Origin of the sequence: Gottfriedia sp. NPDC057948 (genome assembly GCF_042887255.1) — a bacterium.
Lineage (GTDB): Bacteria > Bacillota > Bacilli > Bacillales > Bacillaceae_G > Gottfriedia.
In genome coordinates, this window is the sequence record NZ_JBHVPN010000006.1 from 63,042 (window position 1) to 80,532 (window position 17,491).

At 32.4% G+C, this 17,491-nt stretch carries 19 protein-coding genes and 1 pseudogene; 6 read left to right on the forward strand and 14 right to left on the reverse strand.

The features are described from left to right. Nucleotides 1-210: 210 nt before the first annotated feature. Together ACFVRR_RS11930 and ACFVRR_RS11935 are read right to left on the reverse strand one after the other, a co-directional pair. Nucleotides 211-930 (reverse strand): YebC/PmpR family DNA-binding transcriptional regulator, encoded by a 720-nt coding sequence (locus tag ACFVRR_RS11930; protein WP_387328515.1) that lies wholly within the window; start codon nucleotides 928-930, stop codon nucleotides 211-213. A gap of 178 nt (nucleotides 931-1,108) precedes the next feature. Beyond that, on the reverse strand, nucleotides 1,109-1,561 hold the full coding sequence (locus ACFVRR_RS11935) for a hypothetical protein (protein ID WP_387328517.1): 453 nt from the start codon (nucleotides 1,559-1,561) through the stop codon (nucleotides 1,109-1,111). A 218-nt stretch (nucleotides 1,562-1,779) separates the two neighbouring features. Here ACFVRR_RS11935 and ACFVRR_RS11940 point away from each other — a divergent pair, with 218 nt between their 5' ends. Continuing rightward, a complete protein-coding gene (locus ACFVRR_RS11940; protein ID WP_387328519.1) occupies nucleotides 1,780-2,301 on the forward strand; it encodes a cupin domain-containing protein in 522 nt (173 codons plus the stop codon). A 166-nt stretch (nucleotides 2,302-2,467) separates the two neighbouring features. Here the strand turns inward: ACFVRR_RS11940 and ACFVRR_RS11945 are convergent, their stop codons facing one another. After that, a complete protein-coding gene (locus ACFVRR_RS11945; protein WP_387328522.1) occupies nucleotides 2,468-2,995 on the reverse strand; it encodes an SH3 domain-containing protein in 528 nt (175 codons plus the stop codon). Nucleotides 2,996-3,183: 188 nt separating this feature from the next. Here ACFVRR_RS11945 and ACFVRR_RS11950 point away from each other — a divergent pair, with 188 nt between their 5' ends. Then, nucleotides 3,184-4,755 (forward strand): catalase, encoded by a 1,572-nt coding sequence (locus ACFVRR_RS11950; protein WP_387328524.1) that lies wholly within the window; start codon nucleotides 3,184-3,186, stop codon nucleotides 4,753-4,755. A gap of 175 nt (nucleotides 4,756-4,930) precedes the next feature. Here ACFVRR_RS11950 and ACFVRR_RS11955 read toward each other — a convergent pair whose 3' ends face one another. Next, nucleotides 4,931-5,797, reverse strand: a complete 867-nt coding sequence (locus tag ACFVRR_RS11955) for a J domain-containing protein (protein WP_387328526.1) — start codon at nucleotides 5,795-5,797, stop codon at nucleotides 4,931-4,933. A 365-nt stretch (nucleotides 5,798-6,162) separates the two neighbouring features. Here ACFVRR_RS11955 and ACFVRR_RS11960 point away from each other — a divergent pair, with 365 nt between their 5' ends. Next, the gene (locus ACFVRR_RS11960; RefSeq protein WP_387328528.1) at nucleotides 6,163-6,597 is read left to right on the forward strand and encodes an SRPBCC domain-containing protein; all 435 of its coding nucleotides are present in this window, start codon (nucleotides 6,163-6,165) and stop codon (nucleotides 6,595-6,597) included. Between the two features lie 473 nt (nucleotides 6,598-7,070). Here the strand turns inward: ACFVRR_RS11960 and pbfA are convergent, their stop codons facing one another. Both pbfA and ACFVRR_RS24315 read right to left on the reverse strand, forming a co-directional pair. Beyond that, nucleotides 7,071-8,423: a (R)-1-hydroxy-2-aminoethylphosphonate ammonia-lyase gene (gene pbfA, locus ACFVRR_RS11965; protein WP_387328531.1), complete on the reverse strand. Its 1,353-nt coding sequence runs from the start codon at nucleotides 8,421-8,423 to the stop codon at nucleotides 7,071-7,073. Further along, nucleotides 8,417-8,882, reverse strand: a pseudogene (locus tag ACFVRR_RS24315) (phosphonoacetaldehyde hydrolase); the annotation flags it as partial. The gene pbfA and the pseudogene ACFVRR_RS24315, both read right to left, overlap by 7 nt. Nucleotides 8,883-8,922: 40 nt before the next feature. On the opposite strand from ACFVRR_RS24315, the gene ACFVRR_RS11980 reads away from it, so the two are divergent. Further along, on the forward strand, nucleotides 8,923-9,294 hold the full coding sequence (locus ACFVRR_RS11980) for a DeoR/GlpR family DNA-binding transcription regulator (protein ID WP_387328538.1): 372 nt from the start codon (nucleotides 8,923-8,925) through the stop codon (nucleotides 9,292-9,294). A gap of 730 nt (nucleotides 9,295-10,024) precedes the next feature. Here ACFVRR_RS11980 and ACFVRR_RS11985 read toward each other — a convergent pair. The 3 genes from ACFVRR_RS11985 to ACFVRR_RS11995 all read right to left on the reverse strand — a co-directional run bounded on the left by ACFVRR_RS11985 (nucleotide 10,025) and on the right by ACFVRR_RS11995 (nucleotide 11,782). Next, nucleotides 10,025-10,186, reverse strand: coding sequence for a hypothetical protein (locus ACFVRR_RS11985; RefSeq protein ID WP_387328540.1), 162 nt, complete (start codon nucleotides 10,184-10,186; stop codon nucleotides 10,025-10,027). A 328-nt stretch (nucleotides 10,187-10,514) separates the two neighbouring features. Continuing rightward, nucleotides 10,515-10,709, reverse strand: a complete 195-nt coding sequence (locus ACFVRR_RS11990) for a hypothetical protein (RefSeq protein ID WP_387328543.1) — start codon at nucleotides 10,707-10,709, stop codon at nucleotides 10,515-10,517. A 167-nt stretch (nucleotides 10,710-10,876) separates the two neighbouring features. Continuing rightward, nucleotides 10,877-11,782, reverse strand: coding sequence for a phosphotransferase enzyme family protein (locus tag ACFVRR_RS11995; RefSeq protein ID WP_387328546.1), 906 nt, complete (start codon nucleotides 11,780-11,782; stop codon nucleotides 10,877-10,879). Between the two features lie 139 nt (nucleotides 11,783-11,921). Between ACFVRR_RS11995 and ACFVRR_RS12000 the strand changes: the two genes are divergently transcribed. Next, complete coding sequence (locus tag ACFVRR_RS12000; RefSeq protein WP_387328548.1) at nucleotides 11,922-12,164, forward strand: DUF2584 family protein; 243 nt, start codon at nucleotides 11,922-11,924, stop codon at nucleotides 12,162-12,164. 93 nt (nucleotides 12,165-12,257) lie between these two features. On the opposite strand, the gene ACFVRR_RS12005 is transcribed toward ACFVRR_RS12000, so the two are convergent. The 4 genes from ACFVRR_RS12005 to ACFVRR_RS12020 are packed head-to-tail and all read right to left on the reverse strand — an operon-like array spanning nucleotide 12,258 to nucleotide 14,805. Further along, nucleotides 12,258-12,494: a hypothetical protein gene (locus tag ACFVRR_RS12005; protein ID WP_387328551.1), complete on the reverse strand. Its 237-nt coding sequence runs from the start codon at nucleotides 12,492-12,494 to the stop codon at nucleotides 12,258-12,260. Between the two features lie 48 nt (nucleotides 12,495-12,542). After that, nucleotides 12,543-13,139 (reverse strand): GDSL-type esterase/lipase family protein, encoded by a 597-nt coding sequence (locus ACFVRR_RS12010; RefSeq protein WP_387328553.1) that lies wholly within the window; start codon nucleotides 13,137-13,139, stop codon nucleotides 12,543-12,545. Between the two features lie 5 nt (nucleotides 13,140-13,144). Continuing rightward, the gene (locus ACFVRR_RS12015; protein ID WP_387328555.1) at nucleotides 13,145-14,620 is read right to left on the reverse strand and encodes a sodium:solute symporter family protein; all 1,476 of its coding nucleotides are present in this window, start codon (nucleotides 14,618-14,620) and stop codon (nucleotides 13,145-13,147) included. Then, complete coding sequence (locus ACFVRR_RS12020; RefSeq protein WP_056471680.1) at nucleotides 14,617-14,805, reverse strand: DUF3311 domain-containing protein; 189 nt, start codon at nucleotides 14,803-14,805, stop codon at nucleotides 14,617-14,619. The genes ACFVRR_RS12015 and ACFVRR_RS12020 overlap by 4 nt, the downstream gene beginning before the upstream one ends. A 138-nt stretch (nucleotides 14,806-14,943) precedes the next feature. Here ACFVRR_RS12020 and ACFVRR_RS12025 point away from each other — a divergent pair, with 138 nt between their 5' ends. Further along, nucleotides 14,944-16,305: a sigma-54 interaction domain-containing protein gene (locus ACFVRR_RS12025; protein WP_387328559.1), complete on the forward strand. Its 1,362-nt coding sequence runs from the start codon at nucleotides 14,944-14,946 to the stop codon at nucleotides 16,303-16,305. A 75-nt stretch (nucleotides 16,306-16,380) separates the two neighbouring features. Here ACFVRR_RS12025 and ACFVRR_RS12030 read toward each other — a convergent pair whose 3' ends face one another. Further along, nucleotides 16,381-17,475, reverse strand: a complete 1,095-nt coding sequence (locus ACFVRR_RS12030) for a tartrate dehydrogenase (RefSeq protein WP_387328563.1) — start codon at nucleotides 17,473-17,475, stop codon at nucleotides 16,381-16,383. Between the last annotated feature and the right edge of the window lie 16 nt (nucleotides 17,476-17,491).

Here is a 17,491-nt window from a genome sequence, read left to right on the forward strand (position 1 = left end):
TTCGAAATTAATTAGCAAATATTGACTAACAATACTATTCTCTGTCCTAGTCATATTTTCCTGTCTTCCTCTTATGGAACATAAAAATTCTATGAGTAATCCCGACCAAATAAATTCAAAAAAAACAAAAAACGTGTTCATACAGATGAAAATTAATTCATCTATATGTACACGTTTATCTAATTCATTGTGTTTTTGATTGTTAAGCTTCTATTCACCTAAATCTACATTGTGGTAAATACGTTGAACATCTTCAATATCTTCAAGAACGTCTAACATTTTTTCGAACTTTGCAAGGCCATCTTCTGGAAGAGTTACATCACTTTGTGCTAACATTGTTAATTCTGCTACTGTAAACTCCGTAATACCTACGTTTTTAAACGCTTCTTGTATTGCATAAAATTGGTCTTGATCAGCATAAACAATAACAGCTTCGTCTTCTTCTAAAATATCGCGAACATCAACATCTGCTTCCATTAGGATTTCAAGAACTTCATCAGAAGTTTTACCTTCAAGTCCAATTACAGCAGTTGCATCGAACATATATGATACTGAACCTGTTACCCCAAGGTTACCACCGTTTTTACTAAATGCAGCACGAACCTCTGCAGCTGTACGGTTTACATTATTAGTAAGTGCATCAACAATTACCATTGATCCATTTGGTCCGAAACCTTCGTAGCGAAGTTCATCAAAGCTTTCTTCAGAACCACCTTTTGCTTTTTCGATTGCACGATCAACAATATGTTTCGGTACACTATAAGTTTTCGCACGCTCTAGTACAACTTTTAAAGCTTGGTTTGATTCTGGATCCGGCTCACCTTGCTTCGCTGCTACATATATTTCGCGTCCAAACTTTGCATAAATACGACTAGTATTTGCATCTTTTGAAGCTTTCTTCTCTTTAATATTATTCCATTTACGACCCATCTTGTTCCACTCTCTTTCAACTTTAAATCTACGTTTAATTTACTATGTATTTGACTTAAGTCAAACATTTACCATTTAATATTATACCTCATTTATACTTTTTTTCGAAATTAATCATTATTAAAAATTAGTGGAAATAAAAAACATTACTTCATGTTTTGAAGTAATGCTTTTATTTTTATATTACTTTTACCTTTATCAAATAAGTAAAATAATTATTCCCCTTCCAGATACCTTTTACTTCATATATTCTTTCCCCTTTTTTAGATCCAAGTTGGAATGAGTAAATACCGTAATTATCTAAATTGTGGTCATAAATATATGCTTTTTTAGTCCCACTGTGTTCTAATATTTCCACATTTTCGGGTTGTTCCGAAAAATATATCTTTAGAAAATCACCTTCAAATGCTGGAATAGCTACTTCTTTTTTTATATTTTTATATGTACCATTTGTTGATTTATCTTTATCTAATAATTTTCCCCAAGAATAATTTGCTATTTTATAAGGAATTGTTTTATCTGCTAGCTCAAATTTAACTTCCGGTTTTTCATCTTTAGACAAAATTGTTTGGTTAATAATGATCGAAATCGTAAAAATTGCAACTAAATATAAGATCCCTTTTTTAAACATCGAACTTCCGCTCCATATTTTTTCATTTAATAAGTTTAATGTAATCTATTTCTATTAAATTGTATATTGGGAAAATTCTGCACTTTTTTAAAAAATGTTCCATCAATTAATTTATATTACTCACCTTTTTAAAATAAGGTAATTTTCAACATATTTTTTATAGAAATAACAAAAATTAAGGTAATATGGTGGGAGAAGTAATAGAAAGGATTGATAAAATGGTTAACAATAATCCAGAATATTGGATCTATAAACTAGGACTAGAAGCACATCCTGAAGGGGGATATTACAAATCTACCTATCAATCAAAGGAACAAATATCTGATCGTGAATTAACGGTAAATTATGATGATCATAGATTGCTTTATACTAGTATCTATTTTTTGCTTCAATCACATGATATTTCTCATTTTCACAGATTAAAGTCTGATGAATTATGGTATTTCCATGCAGGAAGTTCTTTAACCGTTCATGTTATACATGAGAACGGTCAATACGAAGAAATAAAATTAGGACTTAATTTAGAAAATGGAGAAGTTCCTCAATATTTAGTACCGAAAAATTCAATTTTCGGTTCATCAGTTATGGAAGAAAATACTTTTTCATTAGTAGGCTGTATGGTTTCACCAGGATTTGATTTTAAAGACTTTGAATTATTTACTCAAGAGCAATTACATAATAAATACCCTGAACATAAAGTGATTATTAATAAGTTAGCTTATAAGGTACTTCCTTATTAGGTCAAAAAAAGAAAGTGAGTTTTTAGTTCACTTTCTTTTTGGGGCGAATAGGGTAATGAAACAAAAACTCAAAGTTAAGGTAATCTTTTTTTAATACTATTTCATTGGTTTTCTCGTTACGATTTCGTCATTTTTGAATTTTTTGTTAGATTTAGCTTTTTGGTGATTACTTCATATTTAAATAACTAGTACTCACAAATCCTTTTTTACCATTGTAAGAAACAAATGCCCAATTATAATCGATTTGAGTTTTCCCTTCAGTTTGATAGCCAAGGAAGCTGACTTTTGCACCTTTTGGTATCACTGTTAGGACTTTATATTTTGTACTTGGACCAGTACGTAAATTTAAATTAGTCTTTGTTGTAACAGTAGTTGGCACTTTTTGTAAGTATTTAGTACTTACATAAGCTATACCATTTTTAGTAGTTGTTGTTTTAATTTGTGCCCAACTAGCATTATAGTATTTTACAATCTCAATTTGATCTTTCTTTCTTAAAGTGTCTACTACTTTTGAACTAGTATTTGGAGCACTTCGTACGTTTAATACACTTGCAGTTACCTCATACACACTAATCGGAGCATTTATAACCGCTGCACTAACATGTGTCGGCCCGGCTGTTACACCAGTTGAAACGAATAATGCACCAGTTAAGGCCATAGTTGATACAAAAGCTTTTAATAATTTTTTCTTCATTTTTAATTCCTCCTCTCACTTTATATCTCAATAATATTGAATCAATGTTTCAAAATTGGTCATGAAATGTATCCAAATTGTAAACTTTTCAATTATACTGATCCGATACATTAAACAGGAAAAATTTGCATATACTTCCAAATTTATGGACAATCTAAATTTTGTATTTTGTATGAATGGAGGCAAATATGGATAATCAAGCGAACAATGAAGAAATATTAACGAATCGTCAAGGCCATCCAGTAACAGATAATCAAAACGTAAGAACCGTTGGTAATCGGGGACCAACAACTTTAGAAAACTATGACTTTCTTGAAAAAATCTCACATTTTGATCGTGAACGAATTCCTGAACGTGTAGTGCATGCTCGTGGAGCCGGTGCACAAGGATATTTCGAAGCCTATGGAAAAGTAGGAAATCACGCAATTTCTAAATATACTAGAGCAAAATTATTTCAAGAGAAGGGGAAAAAAACACCTGTGTATGTCCGATTTTCCACAGTTGTAGGTGGTGGACATTCTCCTGAAAGTTTACGTGATCCACGTGGTTTCGCTACAAAGTTTTATACTGAAGATGGAAATTGGGATTTAGTCGGTAATAATTTAAAAATCTTTTTTATTCGTGATCCTTTAAAATTTCCAGATATGGTTCACTCATTTAAACCAGATCCAGTAACAAACCTTCCTGATCCTGAAAGAATGTTTGACTTTCTTCATCTAACACCAGAATCCACTCATATGGTTACATTTCTCTTTTCACCATGGGGAATTCCAGCTAACTATCGACAAATGCAAGGGTCCGGTGTTAATACATATAAGTGGGTAAACAAAGATGGCGAGGCAGTTCTTATTAAATACCACTGGGAACCGCTAAAACAAGAAATAAAAAATTTATCACAACGCGAAGCAGATGAAATCCAATCTACAAATTATAATCATGCAACTCAAGACCTTTACGAAGCTATTGAGAAAGGTGATTATCCAGAATGGGAATTATGTGTACAAATCATGAGTGATGATGAGCATCCGGAGCTTGATTTTGATCCACTTGATCCTACAAAACTATGGGATCCAGAAAAGTTTCCTTTTTTACCAGTTGGAAAAATGGTATTAAACAAAAATCCAGAAAACTATTTTGCAGAAGTTGAACAAATTGCATTTGGGACAGGTGTATTAGTTGATGGACTTGATTTTTCAGATGATAAATTACTTCAAGGTCGTACATTTTCGTACTCAGATACACAACGATATCGAGTTGGGACTAATTACTTACAACTACCAGTTAATTCGCCAAAAAATCATGTAGCAACAAATCAACGTGATGGACAAATGGAATATAAAGTTGATGCGGCGCCAGGTCAAAACCCACATGTGAACTATGAACCTTCCTCACTAGGAGGATTAAAAGAGGCTCCAAAGAATGGAAAAGATCATGAACCTACGTACAATAATAAGTTAGTACGACAAAAAATTGACCGACCTAACGACTTTATCCAAGCTGGTAATACTTACCGTGCTTTCGACGAAACTGAAAAAAGTGAACTAATTTCAAATTTAGTAGATGCACTAAAAGTATGTAAGCCTCATATCCAAGAAACGATGGTTGGTTATTTTACAAAAGCTGATGAAGAATACGGACGTAAAGTGCGCGAAGGCTTAGAAAAAGCGAATCGTAATCAAACTGAACACACTAGCACCGAAGCAGCTGATGTCGCATCTGATAAAGCGAAAAATATGGGCCATGAATCGGATCGATATTAAAGGTATAAATTGGGATAGGCAGACGCCTATCCTTTTTAGCGTAGTAGTTAATTATCATAAAATACGAAACGAACAAGTTTTCAATTAACATTCGATACAATCTATCCTACAATAACCCTTACTTTTGCTTTTTGATTTCTACCCACTAATTTTGTTTCTTATTAAGAAGCCCAATTCAAGATGCCTTTAGATATTCACATATCTCTTCATATGCTACGTTTATCTTTTTCATTAATTCTTCTGTGCCTTTATTTCGGTCTGGATGATACTTCTTAGCTAATTGTTTGTATTGGTTCTTTATGACATTTATATCTCTTGTATCAGTAGGTAATTCTAATATTTTAAGTAACTTAGTGATATAATCCTCTCTTTGCTCACCTGTTCCTTCTGTAATATATTTATCCATTAGATTAAACGCTTGCTCACTTAACTTATCGAACGTTTGGTAAAACGTGCTAATATCTGCATTAGAAACAGTTATATAGTGATTACTATAACTTGTAATGATCTTTCTTTTTACTAACATATTAAACACAAGTAGTTCTTTTAAAAATAAACAAGTTCTATTATAAAGGTGTTGATCTACCAATGATGATTCTAATTCATTTAACAAAGCAGCCGCTGTTCTTCCAACACTCACTGTCGTGTACTCAATACCAGCAAAAGTATTTCCATATCGATCAATAACAGGGTGATAGCTACCATTAATATAAAAGTGCATAGGCACTATTCGATTATCACTTATTTTTTTTAGAGCAATTTTCAATTCCCCTGTTGAGTTACTAATTTGTAGTACTCCTTCACCAAATACATAAAAACATTCATCTTTTATGGTTGGAGTATCATAAGTAAAAACGGGTCCCTTTGCATAAACATGAATCTCTTCAATATAAAATCCTGTTTCAAATTGACCGTCTGGGTAATAGGTTGAACCGTTACTTGTGCCTTGATGGCTATGACCTTCACTTGAACCTGAACCACCTGAAAAAAAGATCGATTTAATAATAAAAAATGCAATGATTAAAAAAATAAAGAACCCCACTGTTCTCTCCCTCTCTTGTATTAATAACTATAAAATTTAATCAATATATAAAATACATCTTTAAGTATACACAATCAAAAATGTGATAAAAAGATTGTTTTAGATAAAATGACCTATGTAATAGACCTTATTACCCATCAATTCTCCTATTCTTTTTCTATACTCTAAAATTGATTTTAATCATTTTCAGAATGATAGCGACCAGACTATTCGGATTAAAGCTTTTTACTATAGATGATAGGTAAAAGATTATTAACTGAATATTGAAACTTAAATATTCACAATTAAAAGTAAACAGTTTAAAATAGGTTTGTAAGGACGAAGATAATACATATGAAATTAATTGAGAGTGGGCTGATACTTAAATGAATAATGTGACTAAATTTAATATTTTCAAACCAGCAAAAGAAATATTCGAAGCATTTGTTGATCCAAGTAAAATAGGTAACTTTTGGTTTTCTTCTAGCTCTGAACGATGGGAAGAAGGAAAAGTCATTACATTAAAATACGATCTTTACAATGCAGAAGGAAAAATCAAAATTATCGAAGTTGAAGCAAATAAGAAAATTGTGTTTGCTTGGGGACCTACAGAAGAAGGAAATATCGTAACGATTAAATTAAATGAACAAGATCAAAATAACACAATTATTGAAGTGGTGGAAGAAGGCTTTAGTGAAAGCAACCCAGAATATGTTCATCATTTAATCGATAATAAAGAAGGCTGGGTATTTATGCTCAGCTGTTTAAAATGTTATTTAGAATTTGGCGTAACTAAATTAAGAGGCGGATTAGTGAAATAATTATTTAATAATACGATTAATCAACGGGGCTGTCCCATGAGTTAGGTTAACTGACTCTTGGGTGCCCCCTTTTTAATTGTAAATGGAATATATTATTCGTCTGGTATTCTGTAGTCATAACATAGAGGGGGGTATCTCTGGGGTGCTTATCATTTGTAATTGAACTTGTTGATCTTTTTTATAGATAATTAGCAGATTTTTTATTCGGTTTAATTAGAATAAGAGCTGTTTTGCTATTTTACCATTAGAAAGGTACTACTATTGTACGAACCCCAGGTTATAATATCCTAACCAGTATAGGTAAATTTAAATTTTATTTGCACTGTTGGACTCGTTAATTGCTGTTCTATTAGTCTTATTTGCAGCACCAGAAATTATTTACGATTTTAAGATTTTAACTATCGCTGCCTTTTTGTTCCATCAAAAAAGTGTAGTTAAACTCATATGCTGAAGATTAGCTACACTTATAAGAATTAACTAAACCTTTTCAAGCCTTCTTCAAGAAGCCCAACAGCAAACTCTAACTCATTTTTTATAACAATTAAAGGTGGATGCCATGTTATGCAATTGCCTCCAGAAAGCTTAAAGGAAAGCCCATTGTTTAAACAAAAATAAAGAATTTTTTCAGCTAATTCATCATTCTTTTCCTTTGTTTCACGAGACTTGACTAACTCAATAGAAATCAATAATCCGGCAACTCGTATATCGCCAATCTTCTCATACTGATCATACAGTTCAACTAGCTTTGTTTTTACGAATTCGGATAGTACTCGGCAATTCTCTTCCAAGTTGTAGTCATCTATATACTCAATTGTTGCACAAATCGCTGCACAGCCTAATGCCGGTTTCTCATGTGTATAATGACCAAGTGATATTTCTTCAGCAACATCGTATTTTGTACGAGTTAGTACAGCCGCTTGAGGTATGACCGCTCCACCTAGCCCTTTTCCTAGAACTAGAATATCTGGCTCAATCTCAAAGTTTTGATGTACATAAAATGCGCCACTTCTCATTAAGGCTGTCGGGACTTCATCAAATATTAATAGAATGCCATTTCGATCACATATTTCTCTTAATCTTTTAAAATAAGACTTTGGTGGGATATGTGTATCAGTTGCTCGAATTGGTTCCAATAAGATTGCGCCAATTTCTCCTTCATGCTCAATCATATATTCAATATGGTCTAAGCAAAAATTCGCTACTTCTTCATGTGAATCACTTTTTAATAGATTACGATATCCATTAAAAGGGATTGCTTTTAAAGTACCAGGCATAAGTGGGCCCATATCCTTTTTAAAGACATATTCTCCCCCAACTGAAATTGCATCTAAACCAGCTCCATGGAATGATTCCCACATTGAGATGACTTTATGACGCCCAGTTACCTTTCGCGCAATTTTAAGGGCTAATCCGACAGCTGCACTTCCAGAAGGAGTAAATAAAACTTTATAATCTTTTGAAGTTGTTTTATTTACTAATGCATTAGCTGCCTTAATGACAATCTCAGATGTAAACCTTCTTGGAATAAATGGGAGTTCATCAACTTGTCTTTTGATTGCATCAACTACATATGGATTTTTATATCCAACTTGATGTGAACTATTTCCATGAAAATCTAAATATTTGTTTCCATTCACATCAATTAGATAACTTCCACTAGCATCGACTATTCCATTAAGACAAGGCGTAGACATTGATTGCCTTACAAAAACCCTTTCATCCTCTTGAATGACTTCTCTGCTAATTTGATTTAATTGATCCATCCATTCCGTGCGTTGAGGACTTGAGTTAATATCGCTTTCTCTTTTCAAATGAGTATTTAACATGTTACTTTCTTACCTTCTACAATTAAATCATTAATATTTTCAATTAACATAGGTAATTCACTCATTGATTTAATTGTGAAGTCTGCACCATTTTGTCTAAATGACTGTTCGGTTTTTGAAATGATTGCTTCTTTCTCACTATCTGTTAAACTACTAAACTCTTCTAAACTAAGTCCCATTTCTGAACTTCCGATAATGACGCCGACAGACCAAACACCTGCATTAATCCCTTCTTTAATATCCGAAATTGTATCCTACTTTCACGACTTTCCAAGGAGCTGTTAACTTTAATGCTTCCATGTTACGGTAGATCATATACGGATAAGGTCTACCAAATGAATTTGTTTCGTCAGGTGTAATATAGAAGTCTGGATAATAGCCTTTCGTCTCAGCATTTGGAACGACTACATCCATCATTTTATTTGTGTACCCTGTTGTTGAACCTATTTTTAGACCTTTATTAGTCGTTACGAATTCGATCCCAATCATTAATGAGTTAATGATTAGTTCGATTGAATTGATCATAATCGGCGGTAAAATTAGACGAAATGAACAATCGGTCGTTACGTACGATTACTTATTTAATTTTAATGAATTAAATATTCTAAAGACGTTTATATGCGCGAGTGGAATTACAATTGAAAAAGGAATTTCCGATTATAATTTAGAAGAGGCAATTACAAGGAAGAAAATAATTGAGTTATCCAACCTTAATTATGTAGCAGCTGACAGCACAAAATTCGGTAAGAACGTCACTGTTCATATAGCACCGCTTGAAAAAATTGATTATATCATTACGGATTCTCATATTAATAAAAGTTTTATTTCTAAATTTAATAAGACAAATACAAATTTGGTAATTGCAGAATAGATAAAAGGAGGAGGGTTCCATTTAATAGGAACCTCCTATTTTGATTGAAGAGATGAATAGTGTTGAATAATATCTCGGGCTGCAAATGAGTATTCTGTCCGTGCAAATAAACAGTTAGTGCAATTAAATTCTAAGGAATCGCAATTAAAATTAACAAATCTGCAATTAAATTCCAAGGAACTGCAATTAAAATAAAAAATTACCCATACCAGTAAGGGTGTTACGACCTAAAACTTATAAAAGAAAACTGCCAATTTGCTCTAAATCTTTCTATATCGAATAACAAATTGATAGAACCCGCTAATTATCTATAAAAGTGAGCGATAATTTGTTAAGATCCCCCACCGCAACGTATATTAATAACGTTCAGATCTTAAAAAACTGTTCAAATAAAAAAAGGGGTTCCATACGTCACCCTCTATGACCAATGGCCCCCCATATTTTCTACCCTTATCAACAGACTCTCTTAGAATTTTTCTCAAAAAACCTAGTTTCATATTGTCCAGCTACGATGTAATTTTCATTTTCATTGAAGATTCTCCAGCCATGACCTTTTACGTAATCGCACGGAACAATTAATTGATTTTCTAAGTATACCCTTGAAACGGTGCTATAGCCTGAGTCATTTTGGCTGGAGGTTGTATACACTATTCCATTATGTGCACTAATATCTAAATAACTTCCATTGCTTATTGTACTGTAGCATTGATTCCAACGACAATCTTCCTGGTTAAGACTTTTGTTTGATAGGTAAATATTCTACAACTCCATCTCTTCCCCTACATGAACCACTGACCGTAACGAATAGTCCATTATTTACTAACATCGATGAAATCATTTTATCAGACTCCGCTTTCACTCTTATGAATTTATATGTGCGTAAGTCTAACATCCAAATTCCACCATCAGTTGGATGAATTTTTGTACCAATAAACAACATAATTCCATGTAAGCATAAAGAGCGTATAGAAGGTGGTTTACTTACTTTAAATGGAGAAATGATTTTCCAACAAAAAAAGAGCCTTGCTTAATTTGCAAGACTCATAGTTATCCAAACAGCATACCAAAAAACGCGCGCCGTAGCGCTCTTATACATATGAGAATAAGAATGGAATTTTTAAAATGTAACTATATACTGTCTCAATTAATTTTCTAAATTGTTCTCCAATATCTATCCAAAAAAAAAGAACCCTAAAACATAATGGGTTCATTCAAAATCTTTATCTTCGCTGATTCGAACCCCTTACATAAAGGATAATAATCGCAAAAAAAATCATTCCACAAACAATAAAAGGCATTAAGCCTGAACTGTAAACCATATATACTCGTATATGACGTATTGCATTTACAACTATAAAAAGCACCATGCATAACCATAAAATTACAATAAGAGCCGCATTCTTATTTCTTCGCATAAACATCAGCCCCTTTCAATAAAGCAACTACAAAAAATACTGTTTGTTTTATTATATAGTCGAATTAACGAATCAATGACCATACGTTTATGAGTATATGTAAAAGTTTTAAAAAATTAAAAGGATAGCGCTAGGTTGTTATAACTAGAGCTTTCCTATTGCTTCCATTATTGATAAATCGATAAATCTATAAGATCTGCATATGGCACATCATTTTTAATCTTATTTTCTAATTCAACAAGTGTATATTTTTGCCACTCCTCTAATCGATTCATATCCCATTTTTGGACAAATAAATGGTACAAAAATATTTCTCTCAATTTAAGAAAAATCGGGATTTGTTTTACTATGTCATGATGAAGTAAGTTTTCTAGTTTATATCCTTTAAAGAAGTTCACCATAAAAGTCTCAATAAACTGTTCAATCATTTTATTAAAAGAGTTCTGTTGCCAATATGCATGATAAAAAGCTGTAGCAAAATCCTGTGCGAACCAATTAAATGCACAATCATCAAAATCGATCGTAAAGAGAGTATTACCGACTAAAATTATATTCCCTAGATGAAAATCATTATGAATAATCCCAAATGTATCGGATGTCACTTGAAATTGTAAGAGCTTTTCCATGTGTTTATCATAAAACTCTTTCATATTAGGAACTAACTGATCTCTAATCCCAAAAAAATCAACACTTTTAGGTGACCAGGCAGGACGATGAACTTCACTTAATTTATACTTCTTGGCTAAAGAATGCATCTTCCCCAATTTTTTACCCCATTGTTCAAACAGGTGTTTATTCCAATGGTTAGGGTTTGTCACATCAATTTGTTCGCCATCAATATACTCAAAATTAGTTATGACTCTTTTATCCTCTTCTCTTAAATTACGATCCGCTCTTGGGACATTTACTCCTTGCATATGTAAAAAATTTATAAAATCAATTTCCTGTAACACCATTTCTTTTGTTTTTCCTAATTTAGACTGCCTAACCACCCTATTATAGTCTTCATCATAAAATACATCATTTTGAAGCCCACCGGTTAAACGAACTTGTTTACTATGCTTCCTTTTCATTAAGAGTCCCTACTTATCTTATAAATTTGATCCAATCCCATTTTTGTGTTCAGAACAAAAATGTATTAAGATATTTTTAAGTGTTTAATCTTTTCTATATAAACTATTCTATCTATTCAATTTAAGGAGTTTTCAAAATATGAGTATGCCTTTTGAATTTAATTGGTTAATTGTAACGAACGATCACGCCGTTAGACACGAAAACAATCTATTCACGCTAGAGCAAAACGGATACCATGTATATCCTATTGACACACCAATCAATGTCTCAAGAAAGAATGATGAAAAACCTTTTGGAGTAGCTGTTATACAGAAAATCGAATGGAAAAATAAGAATACTTATCTGCTTTATGAATTAAAAGCAATTGATACAGTTAATTAAAATGATACCATGGCTTTTAATAGAACCTAAAAGGACTGTCAAAATGAGGCAGTCCTTCTTAGTTGCTTGCTTTCAATTGCGCTACTTTGTACTTTATTTTGTTGTTTGCTTGTTAGGTTTAATAATCTTTAAGAGAAGTTGATCTTTTTTATATATAGTCGTAATTTTATAGCCTGAAGGCAATCCTTTTTCAACCACATCATCAAACTTGCTTCCAGTCGCTAAATGATTATATTTAACAATAACAATGTCTTTTGCCTTAAAATGTCCTCCTTGTGATAGGGCATTTTTTAATACCAGGCTGTAAGCTCTTTTATGCCCTTTTTCCAAAATTAAAAACGGATAGCTTATATTTGCTATCCGTTCATTTGAATCTTTTTACCACTCGTTACTTAACCCTATAATCGTTTGATATGCTTGTTTGGCTAATGCACTATGTCCAAGTTCGTTTGGATGTACTCCATCAGTACCTTCAAAAAACTTTGATTTAAGATTCTGATCATGTTGAAATGGAATTCGAAAATCAATAAATTTAAATTGATTTACTTTTACCATTTGCTCGATTCGATTAGCTAACTCTTGTGCCTTCAGCACGAATGTTTCATAACCAGAAAACGGTTCCCACACTTCTTCATGATTGATATGATCTATGTGAATTGGTGGATGGATTGCTACAATAGGTTGAATACCATTGTGAATTGCTTGTTTTACCATTGAATAGATATTTGAAAGTATATATTTTATTTCAACATCCCACCATAAATCATTCCCACCTGCACAAATAATAACATGTGATGGATTGTTTAATACGACATCATGGTAGAATCGTGATAGCATACCAGTACTTGTATCACCTGAGATTCCTTTATTAATAATCTCGAATGATAATTCGTTTTGAAGAATAGTTGGCCATGCATCAACTTTTGATACTCCTAAACCTTCTGTAAGACTATCACCTATACATACTATTTTCATCTTTCTCACCATTGTTCCTTTATAGCTTTTTGACCTACTCTTGGTCTTATTTTTACTAAATAAACAATTCCACTAACTCCAAACATAAAGACGATATTAATCGTAAATGCAATAAATCCTGAATCTAAATCTTTTAAAAATTGAGGTGCATGTGGGAATAATGTCCCAAATGTTGTATTTTTTATTGTTACGTATGCAACTGCAGTAAGTCCAGATAGTATTCCTGCTACTGCTCCAATTTTTGTAACCGGATTACGTTTTAAGAACGTAACAATTAATGCAGGGAACAGTTGTAAGACAAAGCTATATGCCATCAATAAAAGAGAAAGCATTGTCTTACCACCATAGAAAGTAAATAATAATGCTATTAAAGCGATGATCGGAACTAAGATTCTTGTAAGTCCAGCTAATTTCGCTTCACTTGTATCTGGTTTTATTACTTTATAAATATTTTTAGAAAGTAATGTTGAAGCCGTTAATAATAACAATGAACTAGGAACTAACGCTGCAAGTAGACCAGCTGAACCAATTACACCAATAAACCAAGGTGGAAGTGTCGCTTTAGCAATTTCGAATAAAACTAAATCAGTTCGTCCACCTGGAATATGTGGCATTTGTAAAAGTGCAGTAAAACCAATAAAAAGAATAAAAACCATCAGAATTTGATAAAGAGGTATTAGTGCTGCATTTTTACGTAATGTTTTTGAATCTTTTGATGATAAACTCGCACCGAAAACATGTGGCCACATATATTGACCGAGCGCAATAATTAAACATACTGACACATACCAAGAAATACTATAACCAGACTTAGGTAGTAATAAGAAACCAGGCTTAGCTGCATCTAATGTTCTAAACATCGGTTCTACACCGCCGTAATAATGTAAAGGTAAATAGATCCCTAAAAACAAAATTGTTATGAGCATCAAAATATCTTTTAATATAGCAGTGAATGCTGAACCATGAATTCCTGATATATAAACAAAGATCGTCACAACAATTACACCAATCCATACTGCTAAATTTGGAGAAATAGCGCCGTATGAAGCCTGAGATACAATAATTTTTATACCATTTAATTGAAGTACCATATACGGAATAATGGAAACTACTCCAACTATTGCAACTATCAGCCCTAAAGATTTACTATTATATTTTTTAACAAAAAAATCTGGTTGAGTTAATAAATTATGTTTTTTCGCATAACGCCAAATATGAGGTAATATCCAAAATGGAATAATATAAGTAACAGCACAGAAAATATAGATTACTGGGCCTCCCATTGAATATGATGCACTACTAGCACCTAGGAAAATAAACGTTGTAAACATTTCACCAGCCATTAGGACAAACATAATAATACTACCAAAATTTCGATCTCCTACTACCCATGATTCCAATTTCATTTCTCTTCCTCTTTGGGCACGTATACCTAAAAAAAGTGCTAACAGAAACGTAATTCCAATTAATAGAATGCTCATTGATTTTCCTCCTGCTTCTCTAAAATTGCATTACTAATAAAAAGGCAGACAGATGTGATGACTAACCAACTCGCTGACCAAAATACAATAAACGGTAATCCTAAAATGTAAGGCTCTACCCGATTCACAATAGTTAATGATCCTATGAAAGCAAAGATAGTTAAAAAAATTGCAAAATATTTCATTCTATTTCCCCCTTACCTTTCAATAAGTTGATTTTTTAAAAAATTCTGTTAATAATTTGTAGACTTATGTTAAAATCGTTTTATAAAATAGTAAAATATTAGCCTCTTATTGTAAGCGCTTAAAAAGGAGCATACATTATGAACAGTTATTCTAATCTTTCAGAAATACTAGAATTCGATAAAGAAGTGTTGTTAAACATTTTAAACTATTCTTCTGATGAAATTTATATTTTAAACAGAGATCTTGAAATCATTTATGTTAATAAAATGTGTGAACAACATTATGGTTTACGTCAAAACGAAATCATAGGAAAACATAATGATATTTTTTTGGAAAAAGGGTATTGGACCCCATCAATCATTCCAATTGTTTTAGAGAAAAATAATACCGTCACAATTAACCAAACCACACATACTGGTAAAGAATTAGTCACAACTGCCATTCCAATATTCAATCCGATCAATAAAAAATTGGATTTCATTTTCATTACATCTCGTGAAAAAAACTATATATCTATTATTCATAATAACATTAATGAAATGGTTGATTCGAGAGAACAATTTAATTCAAATGGATTTTTAACAATTGATGATGAAATGACGACTATCATTGATTTTTGTAAAAAGGTTGCTCCCGTTGATACAAATATTTTAATTCAAGGTGAATCTGGAACTGGAAAAGGTGTATTAGCGAAATATATTCATGATTTAAGTAACCGGAAAAACGGCCCTTTTCTTGCCATTAATTGTGCTGCTATCCCAGAAGACCTATTGGAATCTGAGCTATTCGGGTATGCTACTGGTGCATTCACAGGTGCCTTAAAGAATGGAAAAATCGGCTTACTCGAAACTGCAAATGAAGGAACAATTTTTTTAGACGAAATCGGAGAAATTTCCTTAAAATTTCAAGCGAAACTACTCCAAGTATTACAAGATCGTAGCTTTTTTTCAGTAGGAGGCAGAGAATTAAAAAAGGTCGACGTTCGTATTATTACAGCGACGAACCGTAATCTCCTAGAAATGGTAAAATCAAAGCAATTTAGAGAAGATTTATTTTACCGATTAAATGTAATTGATATTCAAATTCCGCCACTTAGAAACAGAAAACAAGATATTCCCTTATTAGCTAATCATTTCTTAACTAAATTCAATCATAAATACAAAGTTGACCGATCGTTTTCACCAAGTGTAAAAAATACTTTTGAAGCTTTTCAATGGCCAGGTAATATTAGGCAACTCGAAAATATCATTGAGAGACTTGTTATAACTAGCGAATCGGTCATCCGATTATCTGACTTGCCATCACAATTAATTCCTAATGATTGTACAATCACAATCCAAGAGGAAAATTCACTAGAAAATATTTTAGAAGAAACTGAGAAAAAAATGATTATCGAATCTTACAAGATTCATAAAAGCTCTCGAAAAGTTGCAAAGGATCTCGGATTAAGTCAAACAAAAGCGAACAAATTAATCCAAAAATATTGTAAAAACGAGTAGATTTACAAAGGTTAAATTAAAAGGGAGATACTTCTGTGGTATTTCCCTTTTAATTTTAGAAACCAATACGCCTAATTAATTTTTTTGAGTCTGAAAAACATTCATTTTTGAAGCAACTATTTCAACGATACGGTCTCCAACTTCTGATGTAGATGATACCCCACCTAAATCAGGCGTTAAGAATTTTTTTTCAATTAATAATTCTTCGATTGCAGTAAGAATTACCTTACCATACTGCTCATACCCTAAATAATCGAGCAATTGGCTAGCTGACCAAATTGCTGCAAGTGGATTCGATAACTGTTTTCCAGATATATCGGGTGCTGAACCATGAATCGGTTCAAACATTGATGGATATTCTCTCTCAGGATTTATGTTTGCTCCAGCTGCAAGACCTAAGCCTCCTGCGATGGCCGCACCTAAATCAGTTAAAATATCACCAAATAAATTAGAAGTCACTACTACCTCAAATCGTTTCGGATCTTTAATCATAAGCATAGCAGCTGCATCAACAAGATAAGAGTATGTTTTTACCGAAGGATACTCTTTACTCACTTCTTCAAATATTTGATCCCAAAAAACCATTGAGTAATTTAAGGCATTACCTTTACTAATACTTGTTAATGTTTTCCCTTGTTTAAGGGCTACTTCAAAAGCATATCGTATGATTCGCTCCGTACCTTTTCGAGAAAAGACACTATTTTGTAAAACCACTTCATGTTCTTTTCCTTTATAAAGCCAATCACCAGCTCCTGCATATTCCCCCTCTGTATTCTCTCGGATAAATAACATATTAATATCTTCGGTTTTCATATTACTTAGAGGGCACGGTGCCCCTTTTAATAGAGTAACAGGACGTATATTTACATATTGATCAAAGCTTTTTCGAATTTTTAATAGCAAGTCCCACAATGAGATATGATCAGGTACACCAGGAAATCCGACAGCTCCTAAATAAATTGCTTCAAACTCTTTTAATCTGTCAATTCCATCATCATCCATCATTTTTCCGTATCGTGCATAGTATTCACAGCCCCAAGGAAAAGACGTAAATTCGAATTCAAATGAATCATCGAGACTAGCTATTTTATTTAATACTTTCACGCCTTCATTAATCACTTCCGGTCCAATTCCATCCCCTGGAATAACTGCTATTTTATGTGTTTTCATACTCTATCTCCTACCT